Annotated in this window: 12 protein-coding genes; 7 read left to right on the forward strand and 5 right to left on the reverse strand. The window is 75.2% G+C overall.

Features of this window, described 5'->3' with window-relative positions:
* Position 1: 1 nt before the first annotated feature.
* Entirely contained in the window at positions 2–646 is a 645-nt protein-coding gene (locus ACWDRR_RS09700; protein ID WP_449771634.1) for an SRPBCC family protein, read from the reverse strand.
* A gap of 294 nt (positions 647–940) precedes the next feature.
* Here ACWDRR_RS09700 and ACWDRR_RS09705 point away from each other — a divergent pair, with 294 nt between their 5' ends.
* Positions 941–1,450: a mycothiol transferase gene (locus tag ACWDRR_RS09705; RefSeq protein WP_449771635.1), complete on the forward strand. Its 510-nt coding sequence runs from the start codon at positions 941–943 to the stop codon at positions 1,448–1,450.
* On the opposite strand, the gene ACWDRR_RS09710 is transcribed toward ACWDRR_RS09705, so the two are convergent.
* Positions 1,447–4,044, reverse strand: coding sequence for an NACHT domain-containing protein (locus ACWDRR_RS09710; RefSeq protein ID WP_449771636.1), 2,598 nt, complete (start codon positions 4,042–4,044; stop codon positions 1,447–1,449). The genes ACWDRR_RS09705 and ACWDRR_RS09710 overlap by 4 nt on opposite strands.
* Positions 4,045–4,329: 285 nt before the next feature.
* Between ACWDRR_RS09710 and ACWDRR_RS09715 the strand changes: the two genes are divergently transcribed.
* Positions 4,330–7,041, forward strand: coding sequence for a M4 family metallopeptidase (locus tag ACWDRR_RS09715; RefSeq protein WP_449771637.1), 2,712 nt, complete (start codon positions 4,330–4,332; stop codon positions 7,039–7,041).
* Between the two features lie 94 nt (positions 7,042–7,135).
* On the opposite strand, the gene ACWDRR_RS09720 is transcribed toward ACWDRR_RS09715, so the two are convergent.
* The 3 genes from ACWDRR_RS09720 to ACWDRR_RS09730 all read right to left on the reverse strand — a co-directional run bounded on the left by ACWDRR_RS09720 (position 7,136) and on the right by ACWDRR_RS09730 (position 10,429).
* Positions 7,136–8,905, reverse strand: a complete 1,770-nt coding sequence (locus tag ACWDRR_RS09720) for a glycoside hydrolase family 3 protein (RefSeq protein ID WP_449771638.1) — start codon at positions 8,903–8,905, stop codon at positions 7,136–7,138.
* Entirely contained in the window at positions 8,899–9,639 is a 741-nt protein-coding gene (locus ACWDRR_RS09725; protein WP_449771639.1) for a tyrosine-protein phosphatase, read from the reverse strand. The genes ACWDRR_RS09720 and ACWDRR_RS09725 overlap by 7 nt, the downstream gene beginning before the upstream one ends.
* Positions 9,640–9,820: 181 nt before the next feature.
* Complete coding sequence (locus ACWDRR_RS09730; protein WP_449771640.1) at positions 9,821–10,429, reverse strand: TetR family transcriptional regulator; 609 nt, start codon at positions 10,427–10,429, stop codon at positions 9,821–9,823.
* 249 nt (positions 10,430–10,678) lie between these two features.
* On the opposite strand from ACWDRR_RS09730, the gene ACWDRR_RS09735 reads away from it, so the two are divergent.
* From ACWDRR_RS09735 to ACWDRR_RS09755, 5 genes are read left to right on the forward strand one after another with little or no spacing between them, the layout of a single operon-like run.
* Complete coding sequence (locus ACWDRR_RS09735) at positions 10,679–12,241, forward strand: ABC transporter substrate-binding protein (protein WP_449771641.1); 1,563 nt, start codon at positions 10,679–10,681, stop codon at positions 12,239–12,241.
* On the forward strand, positions 12,238–13,248 hold the full coding sequence (locus tag ACWDRR_RS09740) for an ABC transporter permease (RefSeq protein ID WP_449771642.1): 1,011 nt from the start codon (positions 12,238–12,240) through the stop codon (positions 13,246–13,248). Before ACWDRR_RS09735 ends, ACWDRR_RS09740 begins: the two co-directional genes overlap by 4 nt.
* On the forward strand, positions 13,235–14,119 hold the full coding sequence (locus ACWDRR_RS09745; protein WP_449771643.1) for an ABC transporter permease: 885 nt from the start codon (positions 13,235–13,237) through the stop codon (positions 14,117–14,119). The genes ACWDRR_RS09740 and ACWDRR_RS09745 overlap by 14 nt, the downstream gene beginning before the upstream one ends.
* Positions 14,116–15,111 carry an ABC transporter ATP-binding protein gene (locus tag ACWDRR_RS09750; protein WP_449771644.1) on the forward strand — a complete coding sequence of 332 codons (996 nt, stop codon included), beginning with the start codon at positions 14,116–14,118 and terminating at the stop codon, positions 15,109–15,111. Before ACWDRR_RS09745 ends, ACWDRR_RS09750 begins: the two co-directional genes overlap by 4 nt.
* Positions 15,108–16,106, forward strand: coding sequence for an ABC transporter ATP-binding protein (locus ACWDRR_RS09755; protein ID WP_449771645.1), 999 nt, complete (start codon positions 15,108–15,110; stop codon positions 16,104–16,106). Before ACWDRR_RS09750 ends, ACWDRR_RS09755 begins: the two co-directional genes overlap by 4 nt.
* Positions 16,107–16,123: the final 17 nt, after the last annotated feature.

The raw sequence follows: 16,123 nt of genomic DNA on the forward strand, positions 1-16,123 counted from the left end.
GTCAGTGGTGCGGGCCGTGGGCGCGGGCTTCGGCGGTGGACTTCAGGTCGCGCAGCCAGGATTCGAGGCCCGCGCGGAGGATCCCGGTCGCGGCGGGCACGTTCGCGTCGACCTGGGCCCCGGTGTGGGTCTCCTCGGTGCTCACCCGGACACCGCCCTTGACCTTGGTGAAGTTCCACACGTGGACGCCGTCGATGCGCAGTCCTTCGCCGATCCCGGGGCCGGTCCAGCGGATGCACGCGTCGTGCTCGATCTGCCGGACGGTCGAGGTGACCTCCAGGCTGGTGGCGGGAGTCGAGGGGTTGGGGGGAATCGGGGTCGTCCACCGGAAGACCGAACCCTTGCGGAAGGGGCCGTGGTCGAGGCGGTCCACCGTCTCGACGGGTGCCTGCCAGGACGGCCAGTCCTCGACGTCGGTCTGCAGCTTCCAGATGGTCTGCAAGGGGGCGTCGATCACGATCTCGGTCCGGTGGCGGACCAGGGCGTCGGGGTCGACGCCCGCCCCGCGGCAGGTGAGCGAGGTGCCGGGGCGGGCGCCGGGGGAGCCGGCGGCCGTGGCCGGCGCGGCGGCGGTGCCGAGGAGGCCGAGGACGAGCGGGGCGGTGAACAGGGCGGCGCGGGCGCCGGTGCTGCGGAAGCCGGACATGGAGGTCTCCTCCGTCGTCGGGGTACGGGCACTGCGAGATAGATGTCATCGCGTCTGTGAGAAGTTATAACGCCATGCGGAGCGGCCGGTCAATGGGTTGAGTGAGAGCTTCTAACAAACCCTTGAGGATGTAGCCGAGCGGATCGGGGCGGCGGCCGGCCACGGCGGTCCCCGCCCCGCTCGCCGTGACCGGCGCGGGCCTGTCGGTCCGGGCGGGGTGGACCCGGGTGGTCCACAATGCTGGCAGTCAGTCACCCGACACCGATGGGCGGCGCGCCCGGACGGGGAGTCCCCATGAAGAGTGCCGATCTGCTCGCCGACGCCTTCGGTCGGATCCACGAGGCCGTCCACGACGTGGTGGACGGCCTCACCGCCGAGGAGCTGTCCGAGCGCGTCGATCCGAAGGCGAACTCGATCGTCTGGCTGATCTGGCACCTGACCCGCATTCAGGACGACCACATCGCCGATGCCGCCGGCACCGAGCAGATCTGGACCGCCGACGGGTGGTTCGACCGCTTCGCGCTCGGCTTCCCCGCCGCCTCCACCGGCTACGGTCACCGCGCCCGCGACGTCGCCGCCGTCCGCGTCGACTCGCCGGAGCTGCTCACCGGCTACCACGACGCGGTGCACGAGCGCACGCTCTCCTTCGTCCGCGGCCTGACCGGCCCCGCGTTGGACCGGGTCGTGGACGAGACCTGGAGCCCGCCGGTGACCCTGGGCGTGCGCCTGATCAGCATCATCTCGGACGACCTCCAGCACATCGGCCAGGCGGCCTTCGTCCGGGGCGTGCTCGGCCGGCGCTAGCCGGGGCCCGCTCCGGGCTCCGGCGCTTCCGTCGGTCGCCCCCGGTCAGGGGCGGAGCCGGTGTCCGGGCGGGCCGACGGCGGGACGGCGGACCAGAGGTCGCCGGCGAAACGGGACAGGGCGACCTCCAGCTCCAGCGGCACCAGCTCGGTGGGGCCCAAGTCCCAGACGCGGACCCAGCCCCGCGGATCCGTACGGGACTTCGGCCCGCCCCGGCCGGGCTTCGGCTTCAGCACCAGGTGGTACTGGGCGGGCAGGACGGTGCCCGTGCCCCTGGGCGGCGCGGCCCGGCGGACCCGGACCTCTGCCACGTCCTCCCAGCGCAGCCGCAGCGTGCGGCCCCTGTTGAGCTCCACCAGCTCGGAGTCGATGCGCAGCTCGGTCGCCACCGCGCGCAGGCTCAGCGCGCCGAGCAGGAGCAGGGCCACCAGCGCCGCGAGGAGGAGCCGTTGGCGCGCCAGCAGCTCCCAGGTCTGGTGCCAGTCGCCCCGGAAGCCGGTGCCCGAGGAGAGCGGCGAGATGATCACGAGATACGCGAGGACCGGCATCACCAGGTCGAATCCCAGCAGCCGCAGGGCGCGCAGGCTGGTGACGCTGCTCCGCATCCGGACCTCGGGGGGCACCCCGGCGGCACCCGTGGGCCTGTCGGGCCCCGGTCCGGCGAGCCGCTGCCGCAGCCCGGCGTGGCGGAACTGGTAGACCCCGCCGACCTGCCGCAGCACGCCCAGCCGGTGGGCGTCCTCCAGGAAGCCGATCACGTCCGGTGGCAGCTGCCGTCGGCCCGCCAGCACCAGGCGGGTGGCGGTCCAGCGCCCCCACCTGCTCAGGGCGGCCAGCGCCAGGGCCGAGCACGACCAGGCGATGACGAGCGCCGCGACCGTCGACAGCGGACGCCCGTCGAACCACCGGAAGGGCGCCACCGAGAGCCCCGCGACGGCGGGTGCGAGGACCGCTCCCTGGGCCAGCGCGATCCTGCGTTCGTCGTCGAGCAGCAGCCGCGGCTTGATGGCCGTGGCGGAATCGGCGGGCCTCGTCAGCAGCACGTCCGAGAGCACGGGCAGCAGGAAGGCGGTCAGGATCGCCGGTGCGCCGCCCGGGGCGGTCAGTCCGGCGCCGGCCAGGGCCACGGCCACGGCCGGCAGGGCCGGGAGGAGGCGGCCCGTGACCCGGACCGGCCTGCGGGGGCGCTCGGCCGTGCCGGGGAAGAGGTGTTTGGCGGTGATCGCCCCGACCACGGTCGCCACCGTGGCGAGCCCGGCCGCGGCGCCGAGTGCCTCGGCGGGCCCGAAGGCGTGGTGGGCCGGGGACCGGCCGGTGAGCGCGAGGAGGGCGGCGGCCGCGTGGCTCGCCGCCGTTCCGCAGAGCGCCACGGCGACCAGGACGACGGCGCCCCAGAGGACCGGCCGGGTCAGCGCGGTCCGGATCTGCCACCAGGCGATGTCCTGGGTCCGGCCGTGGTCCGGTCGGCGGGCCAGGAACCGGAGGTAGCGGAGGGCGCGGTCCTTTCCCCAGGCCCGCACCGCACCGGGGACGTAGCTGGGGGCCGGGCCCTGGGAGAAGACGGCCGGCACCAGTCCGTCGAGGAGGTGGCCCTCGATGTCCGCCCGGGTGGGCAGCCGCGCGGAGTCGAGCAGGTCGTCCGGGCGGGAGCCGTCGCGTGCGTAGACCGTCGACGCGAGCCAGAGCATGAGGGGCGAGGAGAGGGCCGTGGCGACGGGACCACCGGGGTTCCCGAGCATCTCGTCGAAGACCGGTCGCCACGACGCGAGTCGTGCGGGACCGCATTCCCGGGCGAGGTAGTCCCGTCCGGCCTTCGGCGGCACCGGGCAGGCCCGGAGGACGGGCATGGTGCGCAGGAACGGTTCCGTGGCCGCGGCGTCCTGGTAGGCCTCCGGCCTGGACAGCAGGACCAGCGGCGCGTCGATGCTCGCACGGGAGCGCTTCAGCGCGGTCACCGCCTCGGCGCGGGGGAGCGGCATGAGTTCGTCGAGGCCGTCCAGCAGCGGGACGACCTTCCGGGCCTGCACCAGCGCCTTCACCAGGCCCGGTTCGGGGTCGGTCGTGAGCTCCCCGTAGTCCTCGCGGATGCGTTTGACCACCCAGTCGTCGAGGCTGTACCTCCCCGGGTCCCAGTCCGGCAGGGACAGGATGACCGGGACGGCGTCCCCGGGGTTCCGGTGCTCCAGCATGGTGAGGGCCAGGAGCACCGCCATGGACGACTTCCCGGCCCCGCCGTCCCCGGTGATCACCAGTCTGATGGAGCCGGGCGCCGGCATCCCGGCGATCAGGTCGCCGAGAGCGAGGCGTTCGGGCCCGGCGCCGTGGTCGTCCGGGGCCGGGTCCGAGGCTTGGTCCGAGGCCGGGTCCGAGGTCGGGTCCGAGGTCGGGTCCGGGGGCCGCCGGGCCTCCCAGGGCACGGCCATCCGGCCGGGGCCGGTCAGGCCGCGGACGTTGGCCTCGTCCTCCCACTGGGCGCGTACGGCGCGGGCCAGCTCGTCCGCCGCCTCGCGCAGCGGGTCGCGGGGGTGGAGGTCGATCGCGATGTCCCTCGCCTGCACCACCGTCCGTGCTTGGCCGTTGAACTGATTGTGCACCGAGCCCGTCATATTGACAGGGTGTCAGGCCATGGGCGGGCCCCGACCGGCGGGGGCGCTCGGCCCGGGCCGACCGAACGTGCAGTCTATCGACATATCCTGTCCGGCGACCTATGGTTCTCGTAGTGATCGTCAGCGGCGCGCGTCGCCGGCACCCCTGCGTACTTCGGCGTGCCGTCGACCCCCCGGGCGCTGCCCGGCGCAGAGCTGACGGCACGTCATATGCCCGCCTGCGCACGGACACGTGCCGCGGGCATCCGTTCCGTGTTCCCTGGGAGGACCGCAGTGCACCACCGCTTTCGCACGCCCACGGCGTTCGGCGCCGGGCTGGCCGCCGTTCTGAGTCTGGGCCTGGCCGCGCCGGTCGCCCTGGCCGCGCCGGCCGTCGAACCCGACCCCGTTCCCGGTCTGGTGGCCGGTCAGGAGACCACCGCGCCGCAGCTGGTCACGGGTCTGGACGAGCCGGCGCCCGGCAGCCCGGCCGAGGCCGCCCGGGCCCACCTCGCGGCGCACCCGGACCGGTACCGGGTCGACCCCGGGCAGCTCACCGAGGTCGGCGCCGAGCGTGACGCCGACGGCCGGAGCACCGTGAGGTTCCAGCAGTACCACGGCGGTGTGCCGGTGCTGGGTGCGCAGTACCTCGTCCACCTCACCGGCGAGGGCGCCGGGCAGCGGGTCCAGTCCGTCGGCGGCAAGTACTTCACCGGGCTGACCGCGCCGACCACCGCCGTCGTGCCGGCCGCGACGCTGCGCGAACTGGCGCTCGGCGAGATCCAGGACCCGGGGGTCCGGGCCGGGGCGACGGCGGAGGACCGCGGCGCGGTGGTCCTGCCCGGTGGCACCGGCCGGCTGGCCCGGCACTTCACCGTGCGGGCGACCGAACCGGGCGGCGGGCCGCAGACCCGCGAGGTCTACGTGGACGCCCTCCTCGGGACGGTCGCCCTCTCCTACGAGGGCCGCGCCCCGGCCCCGGCCCCGGCCGCCGGCGCCCCCGCTCCTGCCGCGGCCGCGGCCGCGATCGAGCCCGCCACCGGGACCGCGCCGGACCTCTCCGGCCGCCCGGTCAGGGTGAACATCGGCCGTCTGCCGGACGGCGGTTACCAGCTCAGTGACCTCACCCGGCGGGCCACGATCACCACCTACGACGCGGCCGGCCGGGCCTCCGGCGAGCTCGGGAAGGGGATACCCGCCGACCTCGCCCCGGCGCACTCGGCGAGCCCGGACTTCCCGGCCTCCGCCGGCACCTCGGGCGCCACCGACGCCCACGTCAACGCGGGCATCGTGTACGACTTCTACCGCGACCGGCTCGGCCGGGAGGGCCTGGACGGCAAGGCCGGACCGATCGTCTCGGTGACCAATGTGAGCGACTGGGGCGAGCCGTACGCGAACGCGTCCTGGGACGGCACCAAGATGGTCTACGGCAACGGCAACGCCAAGTACCTCCCCTTCTCGGTCGCGCTGGACGTGGCCGGGCACGAGATGACCCACGGCGTCGTGGAACACACCGCCGGGCTGGTCCTGGCCGGCCAGTCCGGCGCGATGGACGAGGCGCTGGCCGACTACTTCGGCAACGCCATCGAGGTCACCGCCCGCGGCATGTCGATGAGCGACCCGAAGGCCGCCCTGCTCGGCGAGAGCCTCTGTCGCACCGGCACCCCCGAGCAGTGCGCGGGTCGCCGGCTGGACGACCGCCGCACCACCGTGGACGACTACCTCGGCGTGGGGGCAGGCGTCGACAGCGGCGGGGTGCACCGCAACTCCACCATCTTCGGCGGCGCGCTCTGGGACATCCGGCGCACCCTCGACCCGCTCGTCGCCGACCGGGTGATCTACCGCGCGCTCGCCGCCTACCTCACACCGCTGGACGACTTCGTCGCCGGGCGCGACGCCGTCCTCGCGGCCGGCCGGGACCTCAAGCTCAACCGCTCCCAACTCCGTTCGGTGGCAGCCGCGTTCGACGCCCACGGGATCAGGGCCGGCTGGCAGAACCGGATCGGCGTGGACAGCCGGGTGCTGCTGCGCGACGTCTCCGGCCCGACGATCCCCGCCGTCGCCGACGGCCGCTGGGTGATGGCCAACGCGACCCGCGACGCCGGCTCCCCCCTGTACACGGGCTCCCTCACCGGGGGCGGCGCCCCGGTCCGGCTCAGCCCGGAGGACAACCGCGCGCACAGCTGGCCCGCCACCGACGGCGTCTCCGCCGCGTGGGTGTCGCTCGGTTCCGACGCCCGGGGCAGCTGGTCGATGGAGGTGATGACCCGTTCGCTGGCCGGCGGCCCCGTCACCACCCTGTTCTCCTCCCCGTCGAGCATGCCCGGTGACGTCCGGGTGTCCGGCGGCGACATCGCCTTCACCGCGTTCGACCCGGCCGCCGGGCGGACGCGGGCGTACCTCTCCCGCAACGGCGGCCCCGCGGTGGTGATCCCGGCGCCCGCCGGCCACGACGTGTCGGGCGTGACCCTCAAGGACGGCAACCTCGGCTGGTCCGAGCACTGGACGGGCGACCAGGGCGAGGTCTACGCGCCGACGGTCTACTCGATCGCGCTCGGCGAGGTCACCGCCCAGTACGCGGTGAGCACCCCGAAGGCGCGGACCGCCTCCACCCAGCTCGCGGGCGGGCGGCTGATCTGGATCGAGACCGCCGGCGACGGCAGCGGGCGCCGGTCGGTGCGCTCCGGCGCCCAGGACGGCTCCGGGGTCGTCGACATCGTGACCGGCGACTCGCCGAAGGCGCCGTCGAACACCACCCTCACCGCCTCCGACCGGGCCGTCACCTACCAGGTCGGCGACGAGGAAGGGACCGGTGGCTGGAACAACGCCGCGCTGCCCAAGCTCTGGCAGGTCCCGCTCGCCGGCGGCACGCCCGAGCGGCTCTCCTGCAACCGCGGTAGTCAGAACGCGCCCGCCGCCGAGCGGGGCACCCGGGTGGTCTGGGTGGACGGCACCGCCGGCCGCACCGACCTGGTGGTCCGCGACCGGGCGGCCGGCACCTGCTGACACCGCGCGCTCCACGGCCGGCGGCGGGCCCGCACGACTCCTCGTGCGGGCCCGCCGCGCGGTTCGTTCGGCGGCGGTCCGGTCGGCGGCCGGGTCAGCGGCCGGCCGGGTGGCCGCAGCGGAACAGCGGGTCCTCCGTGTCGAAGGGGACGTCCTCGCGGGCGGCCTCGACGGCGGCGTCCGAGCGCGGCAGGTCGAAGGGCAGGACGCCGCTCATCGGGGTGCGGCCGAGCACGGCGTCCAGGACGAGGTCGTCGGTGGCGCCGAACTCGCCGACGAGCAGCGCGGCGTGGGGCGCGAGCGGGGTGAGCACGGCGGGCCGGTCGAGGTGGACCGCGAAGGCCGTGGGGGCGGCGGCCGCCAGGGCGTTCAGCCGGGCCACCTCCTCGGGCGCGTACTCCAGCGAGCCGCTGTGGAAGAACGGCTCCAGGAAGCCCTCGCGCGTCTCGTAGGGTGCGGCGATCCGGACGACCGCGAGGTCGGCGTCCTCGGGCCGCTCGACGACGGTGCCGTAGCGGGCGGCGACGGCCGGGTCGACGCCCTCGACGTAGAGCCGGGTCCCGGCCGCCGGTGCTCCGGCGAGGTGCACCAGCGAGCGGGACTGCACCCGTCGGCCGAGTTCGCGTCCGGCCGCGGCGCCGACCAGGTCGGCGGCGGCGTCCGGGTCGACGTAGGGGTCGTCGAAGAGGCCGAGGCGGAACTTGTCGCGCAGGATCCGGCGGACGGACTCGTCGATCCGGGCCTCGCCCACCGCGCCGGAGCGCACGGCGGCCAGGATCAGTTCGGGGTCGGTCTCGCCGCCGAGCTGGTCGGCGCCGGCGTCCAGGGTGAGCACGACCTGCTCGGTCACCGACAGCTCCTCCACGCCCCAGTGGCGCGGCGGGAGGGTGACCAGGCCGGGGACGTCCATCCCGGTGATGGCGTTGAAGTCGGTGCAGACGACGCCGTCGAAGCCGTACCTGCCGCGCAGCAGACCGGTGATGACGTCGTGGTTGAAGTTGGCGCCGACCTCGGCCAGCCCGGCGCCGGAGGGGATCGCGTAGGCGGGCATGATCTGCGCGGTGCCGACCGCGAACGCGGCCTCGAAGGGGCGCAGGTGCTGCTCGAAGGCGCCACCGGGGTAGACCAGCCGGCGCCCGGCCGCGAAGTGCGAGTCCTCGCCGCGGAACTGCGGTCCGCCGCCGGGGAAGTGCTTGGTCATGCAGGCGACGCTGTCCGGGCCGATCCGCTCGCCCTGGAGGCCGCGGATGTAGGCGGCGATCGTGCGGGAGGCGCGGTCGGCGTCCTCGCCGAAGGTGCCGCTGATCCGGGCCCAGCGCGGCTCGGTGGCGAGGTCGGCCATCGGGTGGATGGCGAGCCGGATGCCGACGGCCCGCAGCTCGCGGCCGATCAGGGCGGCGTACTCCTCGACGAGGGCGGGGTCGTCGGTGGCGGCGAGGCCGATCGGCTCGGGGCCGAGGCTGAAGCCGCCGCCGCTGGCGGCGGTGAGCGGGTTGGCGGAGGTGCCGTGCCGGGGGTCCGAGGCGAGGGTGACCGGGATGCCGAGGCGTTCGGCGGCGGCGAGGTCCTGGACGTGGTTGTTCCAGAGCGCCATCGTGCGGGCGTCCGGGACGGCCATCATGGCGAAGGCGGTGAGGCCGTGTTCGGTGATGAGCCGCTCGCCGGAGGGGAACGGGCCCCGGTCGCCGGGGAGCATCCGGCCGTGCAGCATCAGGGCGGCCTTCTCGGCGAGGGTCATCCGGCCGAGCAGGTCCTCGACGCGCTCCTCGACGGGCAGCCGCCGGTCCTCGTAGGGCTCCATGGTGCCGTTGTGGTTGAGGTCGCGGAACGGCGTGCCGTCGGTGTGGTGCAGCAGGGTCAGCATGCGACGGCCTCCGGGGCGGCCTTGGCGCGGAAGGCGTCCAGCGTGTCGGCGGTGACGCCGCAGGCGGCCAGGAAGGCGGCCGAGCCGCCGTGGCGGGTGCGGACCAGGTCGAGGAAGGCGGCCATCGCCTCGGCGGGGGCGGCCAGCAGCGGGGCCGGGACGGCGTCGCGGGCGGCGGTGTCGTTGAGGGAGATGCGGTGGCGGACGGCGAGGCCGGCCCAGATCTGCGGGAGCGCCTCGGTGGTGCGGGCGTAGTCGGCGACGATCTCCTCGGTGGGGATGCCGAGGACGTCGAGCAGCAGGGCGGTGAGCAGGCCGGTGCGGTCCTTGCCGGCGGCGCAGTGCAGCAGGACCCCGCCGGGGCGGGCGGCGGCCTCCACGGCGGCCGCGACGGCGGCGGGCGCGGCCTCGGCCATCAGCAGGTAGAAGGCGCCGAGGTCGGCGGCGGTCGTCATGGCGCGCATGGCCGTGGTGACGGTGTCGGTGGTGGGGTCCATCCGGGCGGCGACGACGGTGACCCCGCCGGCCTCGACGGCGGCCCAGTCGGCCGGGTCGCACTCGGCGGCGCCGCGCAGGTCCACGATCGTGCGGACGCCGGCGGTGCGCAGCTGCTCGACGACGGCCTCGTCGGCGCTGGGGAAGGGCTGGGCGGAGCGGTAGAGCAGGCCGGTGCGGATCCGCCGGCCGTCGGGGTCGGTGAGCCGGGCGGGGTCGCGGAAGTTGACCAGGGACATGCGGGGGGCCTTTCGGATGAGCGGACGTGCGAAGAACTGAGCCGGTACGGAGGGGGATCGGGCTCGCCGGTCGCGGGCACGGCGGCTCGGCCGGGCACCCGGTGGGGCACGGCGGTCGGCGGGTCGGCGGGCGGCCGGGGTCGGCGGGTGGCGGGTCGGCGGTCGGGGTCGGCGGTCGGGGTCAGCGGGTGGGGCGCAGCACGTCCTGGTAGGCGTCGGCCCAGTCGGACAGCCCGCCGCCGTGCTCGGAGCCGATCAGCACATGGCGCCGGATCATGCCGGCGAGCATCGCGCCGAAGGCGAGTGGGCGCAGGTCGGTGTGCGGATCGACGCCGAGTCGCTCGGCGGCGACCTCCGCGGCCCGCCGGCCGAGGGTGTCGACCAGGATGAGCGCGTAGTCGTGGACCGACTTGATCTCCAGGAACTCGCGGCGCAGCGTCCGGCGGCGGGTGGTGTGCTCGGCGGCCTCCTCCATCCGCCCGTCGGTCGCGGCCAGGGCGTGCTCGAACGCCTCCCACAGGCTGAGGCCGGCCGGGGCGGCGGCCAGGGCGTCGAGGACGGTCCGGCCGAAGTCCAGGCCGAAGAGCAGGGCCTCCTTGGTGGCGTAGTAGCGGAAGAACGTGCGGTGGGCGACGTCGGCGCGGCGGCAGATCTGATCGACCGTGGTGCGTTCGAAGCCCTGTTCCTCGAAGAGGTCCAGCGCGGCGGTGCGGATGGTCTCGCGGGTGCGCGCCTTCTTGCGGTCTCGCATGCCCAGCTCTGCCACGGTGTCCGTCTCCTGCGCCCGCATCGGTATGCCGCTCCTCGTCCGCCCGTCGCCGGGTGTCGCCGGTGACGGTGCCTCGCGCACCGCCACGACCAGTACCGAATCACGCCCGACGCGACCCGCTCAAGGCGCGTGCCAACTCTTCGGAAGCTGGCCACTCGCTGTTTGCACAACTGCCTTTTGGCAGTACTGCCATCTCCGAAATGGTGTCGTCGGCGGCAGTCCCCGGTGCTGGCGCCCCCACCCCCCGTGACCTGAGAAACCCGAGGAACCATGAAGCGGCACAAGCACGTTGTGGCATCGGCGGCCTGCGTACTGGCCATCACCCTCACCGCCGGCGCCTGTTCGGCGTCGGACGACGCGGTGTCCGGCGACACCTCCGCCAAGGCGGCGGCGAACGACGGCGCGGCGGTCGACGGCGGCACCCTGAAGATCGGCCTGGACCGCCCGTTCGCCAAGCTCGACCCGGCCGACGGCGTCCTCACCTCGATGCCGATGATGATCCTGGCCAACGCGCTGTTCGACCCGCTGATGGTCAACGGCGACAACGGCACCGTCCAGCCCTACCTGGCGAAGTCCTTCACCCCCGACGCCGACGCCACCACCTGGACCCTCGACCTGCGCGAGGGCGTGGCCTTCACCGACGGCAAGCCGCTCGACGGGCAGGCCGTCGTCGACCACGTGAACCGCCTCGCCAAGCCGGAGAGCAAGTGCTCCTGCGCGGCCGACGCCGCCACCATCGGCGCCATGGCGGTCAACTCCCCGACCTCCGTCACCTTCACCCTCAAGGCGCCCAACGCCGCCTTCCCCAACCTGTTCACCCGCTCGCTCGGCTACGTCTCGGAGACGCCCGCCGCGGACGCCCCGGCCGTCGGCTCCGGCCCGTACACCGTCGAGAGCGTGCAGCCCGGGGTCTCCGTCACCCTCGTCCGCAACCCCGCCTACTGGGGCGCCAAGGGCCACGCCGACAAGCTCGTCTACCGCGTGCTGCCGGACTCCGACAGCCGCTACCAGTCGCTGCGCTCCGGCGACGCCGACCTGATCTGGACGGAGACCCCCGCCCAGTACAAGCAGGCCGCCGGCGACGGGCTGCGCGCCGCCACCGGCCCCGGCTCCACCTCCACCGCCCTGTTCAACACCAAGGCCGCCCCCTTCGACGACCCGAAGGTCCGCCGGGCCCTCCAGTACGCGGTCGACCGCGAGTCCGTCGAGAAGGTCGTCCACCTCGGCCAGGGCAAGGTCTCGGACGGCCCGATCGGCTCCACCTCCCCCTACCGGGGCACCGGCGCCGCGGCGTACCCCGCCCGCGACGTGGCCAGGGCCCGTGCGCTGCTCGCCGAGGCCGGCCACCCGGACCTCTCCTTCGAGTACCTGGTCGACAACCGGCCCGAGGGCCAGCAGCGCGCCACCGTCCTCCAGCAGATGCTGGCCGAGGCGGGCGTGAGGATGACCGTCAAGCCGATGGACTCGGCGAGCCTGGGCACCGCGATGTTCCAGCGCAAGTTCCAGGTGATGGACTTCGTCACCAGCATGTTCGGCGACACCGACACCGCGCTGGCCAGCCTCTACCTGCCCGACTCCCCGTTCAACTTCACCGGCTGGAACAGCCCCGAGGCGGCCCGGGCGATCGGCGCCGGGCGGGCCTCGCTCGACCAGGCCCAGCGGGCCCGCTCCTACCAGGAGGCCGCGCAGGCCGTCGTCGCGGACGCACCGATGCTCTTCCTCACCGAGAACCCGGTCGGCTTCCTCGCGACCACCCGGGTCGCCGGCCTGCCCGACGTGTCCAGGCGGACCGTCGTCAACGTCTCCCCGGCGGCCCTGTGGGTGAAGAAGTGACCTCCGCCGCCTCCGCCGCCTCCGCCGCCAAGCCGTCGGGCACCGGCGCCTCCCCCCGCCTGCGGGGCGCCGCCGGACCGGTCGGGCGGGCCGGCGCCGCCCTCCTCCTGGTCACCCTCGCCGCGCTCTCGCTGCCGCACCTGATGCCCGGCTCCCCGGCGGTCGCCGCCCTCGGCCCCACCGCCACCCCCGAGCAGGTCGCCGCCTACGAGGCCGGCCTCGGACTGAACGACAACGTGTTCACCGCCACCTGGCGCTGGCTCGGCCACGCCCTGCACGGCGACCTCGGCCACTCGCTCACCAGCGGCGCCGCCGTCACCTCCGAACTCGCCGACCGCATCCCCGTCACCCTCGAACTCTTCCTCGCCGGCCAGCTGGTGGCGCTGTGCATCGCCCTGCCCGTCGCCCTGCTCTCCGCCTGGAAGCCGGGCGGCCCGCTGGACCGGATCGCCACCGCCGGCGCCTTCGTCTGGCTCGCCGTGCCCGGCTTCGTGCTCGGCCTGCTGCTCATCTGGCTCGCCGCCGTCCAACTGCGGATCCTGCCCGCCACCGGGTGGACACCGTTCGCCGAGGACCCGGTCGAGAACCTGCGCCACCTCGCCCTGCCCGCGCTCACCCTCGGCCTCACCGAGGCCGCCGTCTTCACCCGGACCCTGCGCGGGCAACTGCTGGACACCCTCGACCAGACGTACATCGCCGCCGCCCGCAGCCGCGGCATGGGCACCGGCCGGCTCCTGCTGCGCCGCGCGCTGCGCCCCTCCTCGCTCCCGCTGGTCACCCTGATCGGCATCGGGATCGGCACCTCCCTCGGCGGCTCGGTCCTGGTCGAGACGCTGTTCGCCGTCCCCGGCCTCGGCAGCTTCGCCGCCGGGGCCATCAACGCCCGCGACTTCCCCGTCATCCAGGCCGTCGTCGTCGTCAGCGCCACCGCCGTCGTCGCGGCCACGCTCGCGGTCGACCTGCTCTACCGCACGCTCGACCCGAGGATCGCCCATGACCACCGCTGAGACCGTCGAACCGGCCACGGCCGCAGCAGAACCGGCCGAGGCCGCCCCCGCCGCCGTCAGGCCCGCCCGCCGGCGGCCCCCGGCCGGGGTGATCGCCGCCACCGCCTGGCTGGCCGTCGTCGCGCTCGGCGCCCTGCTGCTGCCGCTGCTGCCCGGCTTCGACCCGCTGCACGGCGACTTCGCCCACCCCTCCGCCCCGCCCGGCCCCGGCCACTGGCTCGGCACCGACGCCTCCGGCCGCGACCTCCTCCAGCGCACCGTCGCCGGCGCCCGCGCCTCCTTCGCCGTCGCCGCGCTGACCGTCGCCGTCGGCCTGCTCGGCGGGGGCGCGCTCGGCCTGGCCGCCGGCTGGTTCCGCGGCCCGGTCGACAAGGTGATCGGCTTCGCCACCGACCTGCTGATGTCCGTCCCCACGCTGATCCTGGTGATGATCGTGGTCTCGCTGCGCGGGCCCGGCCTGCCCGTGATCGGCGCGCTGATCGGCCTGTTCACCGTCCCCTCGTTCACCCGCGTGGTCCGGGCGGTCGTGCTGTCGCTCAGCGAGCGCGGCTTCGTCCAGGCCGCCCGGATGATCGGCACCGCGCCGCTGCGGATCCTGCGCCGCGAGGTCGTCCCGCACGTCGCCCCGATCGCGCTGACCTTCGCCTTCACCGCGACGACGGTGGCCATCGTCGCCGAGGGCTCGCTCAGCTTCCTCGGCTTCGGGCTGCGGCCGCCGGAGCCCTCCTGGGGCGGCATCATCGCCGAGGGCCGCACCACGCTCGGCAGTGCGCCGTGGATCTCGCTCGCGCCGGCCGCGGTGCTCTGCCTGACCGTCCTCGCCCTCAACTACCTCGGCGAGCGGCTCCGTTCGAAGGGAACCACCGCATGACCACCCCCGTCCTGGACGTCCGCTCGCTCGACACCACGATCCACACCCCCGACGGCCGGGCGCTGCACATCCTGCACGACGTCAGCCTCACCATCGCGGCGGGGGAGTGCCTCGGCGTGGTCGGCGAGTCCGGCTCCGGCAAGTCCGTCCTCGCCCGCACCGTCCTCGGCGTGCACGCCCGCACCACCCGGGTCGAGTCCACCGGCACGGTGCTGCTGAACGGCGAGGACCTGCTCACCGCCACCCCCGCCCGCCGCGGCGAACTGCTCGGCACCGGCGTCGCCATGGTCCACCAGGACCCGATGACCTCGCTCAACCCGGTGGTCCGGATCGCCGACCAGGTCACCGAGTCGCTCACCAACCGGCGCCGGATCGGCCGCCGGGCCCGCCGCGAGCTGGCCACCGAACTGCTCGCCGCCGTCGACGTCCCCGACCCGGCCCGGCGCGCCCGCGCCTACCCGCACGAACTCTCCGGCGGCCTGCGCCAGCGCGTCGGCATCGCCGCCGCCCTCGCCGGACAACCCGCCCTGCTGCTCGCCGACGAACCCACCACCGCCCTCGACGTCACCGTCCAGCGCACCGTCCTCGACCTGCTCGACCGCCACCGCGAGACCCGCGGCCTCGCCACCCTCCTGATCACCCACGACATCGGCCTGCTCTACGGGCGGGCCCGGCGGATCGCCGTCATGTACGGCGGCCGGATCGTCGAGACCGGCCCCACCGAGGAGGTCACCGAACGGCCCGCCCACCCGTACACCGCCGCGCTGCTGCGCTCGGTGCCGCGCGTCACCGGACCGCTGCGCCGCACCCTGCCGGCCGTCCCCGGCTCGCCGCCGGACCTCTCCCGCCCCGCCGCGGGCTGCCCGTTCGCCCCGCGCTGCGAGCTCGCCCGCCCGCTCTGCACCACGGACGCGCCGCCCGTCCACCGGGCCGGCCCCGGGCAGACGGTGGCCTGCCACTTCCCCCTCAGCACGATGGAGGACGCCGCATGAGCGCCGCCCCGACCGCCCCCGCCGGGTCGGCCACCCCGGTTCTCCCGACCGCCCCCGTCCTGCGGGCCGAGGGCCTCTCGGTGGTCCACCGCACCCGGTCCGGGCCGCTGCACGCCGTCAGCGACGTCGCCCTGGAGCTGCGGGAGCGCCGCACCCTCGCCCTGGTCGGCGAGTCCGGCTCCGGCAAGAGCAGCATCGCCAAGGCCCTGCTGCGGCTGCCGCCGCCCACCGCCGGCACCGTCACCCTGGACGGCACCGACCTCGCCGCGCTCTCCCCGCGCGCGCTGCGGGCACTGCGGCCCCGGATGCAGATGGTCTTCCAGGACCCGCTCTCCTCGCTCAACCCCCGCCGGACGGTCCGCGACCTCGTCGCCGAACCGCTCGACGCGCATCCCGACCCGGCGCGCGACCGGGCTGCCGTCGTCGAGCAGCAGCTGGCCGCGGTGGGTCTGCCGCCCGCGCTGTTCGGCGACCGCCGGCCGGCCCAGCTCTCCGGCGGCCAGGCCCAGCGCGTCGCCATCGCCCGCGCGCTCGCCGCCGAACCACGCGTCCTCATCGCCGACGAGGCCGTCTCCGCGCTCGACGTCTCCGCCCAGGCCACCGTCCTCAACCTGCTGCGTCGGCTGACCGAGGAACGCGGCCTGGCGAGCCTGTTCATCTCGCACGACCTGGGCGTGGTGCGGGCGGTCAGCGACGACGTCGCCGTGCTCCAGCTCGGCCGGCTCTGCGAACAGGGCCCCACCGAGGAGGTCCTGGCCGCCCCCGCCCACCCCTACACCGCCGCCCTGCTCGCCGCCGTCCCCGAGCCCGGCCGCCCGCTCGGCGACACCGGCCTGCTCCCGGCCGATCCGCCCTCCCCGCTCGCCCCGCCGTCCGGCTGTCGCTTCCGCACCCGCTGCCCGCTGGCCGACGCCCGCTGCGCGGAGGAGGTACCCGCCCTGCGCGAGGTGGCGCCCGGCCGTGCCGTCGCCTGCCACCGGCCGCTGCTCCCCTGAGCGGCGGGGCGGCGGGG

The organism is Kitasatospora sp. NPDC003701, assembly GCF_053587085.1.

Excerpts from the sequence above, each read along its gene's own strand:
- ACWDRR_RS09755 (WP_449771645.1), top strand. The coding sequence starts at position 15,108 with ATGAGCGCCGCCCCGACCGCCCCCGCCGGGTCGGCCACCCCGGTTCTC.
- ACWDRR_RS09725 (WP_449771639.1), bottom strand. The coding sequence starts at position 9,639 with ATGTCCCTGGTCAACTTCCGCGACCCCGCCCGGCTCACCGACCCCGAC.
- ACWDRR_RS09705 (WP_449771635.1), top strand. The coding sequence starts at position 941 with ATGAAGAGTGCCGATCTGCTCGCCGACGCCTTCGGTCGGATCCACGAG.
- ACWDRR_RS09750 (WP_449771644.1), top strand. The coding sequence starts at position 14,116 with ATGACCACCCCCGTCCTGGACGTCCGCTCGCTCGACACCACGATCCAC.
- ACWDRR_RS09730 (WP_449771640.1), bottom strand. The coding sequence starts at position 10,429 with ATGCGGGCGCAGGAGACGGACACCGTGGCAGAGCTGGGCATGCGAGAC.
- ACWDRR_RS09700 (WP_449771634.1), bottom strand. The coding sequence starts at position 646 with ATGTCCGGCTTCCGCAGCACCGGCGCCCGCGCCGCCCTGTTCACCGCC.
- ACWDRR_RS09735 (WP_449771641.1), top strand. The coding sequence starts at position 10,679 with ATGAAGCGGCACAAGCACGTTGTGGCATCGGCGGCCTGCGTACTGGCC.
- ACWDRR_RS09720 (WP_449771638.1), bottom strand. The coding sequence starts at position 8,905 with ATGCTGACCCTGCTGCACCACACCGACGGCACGCCGTTCCGCGACCTC.
- ACWDRR_RS09745 (WP_449771643.1), top strand. The coding sequence starts at position 13,235 with ATGACCACCGCTGAGACCGTCGAACCGGCCACGGCCGCAGCAGAACCG.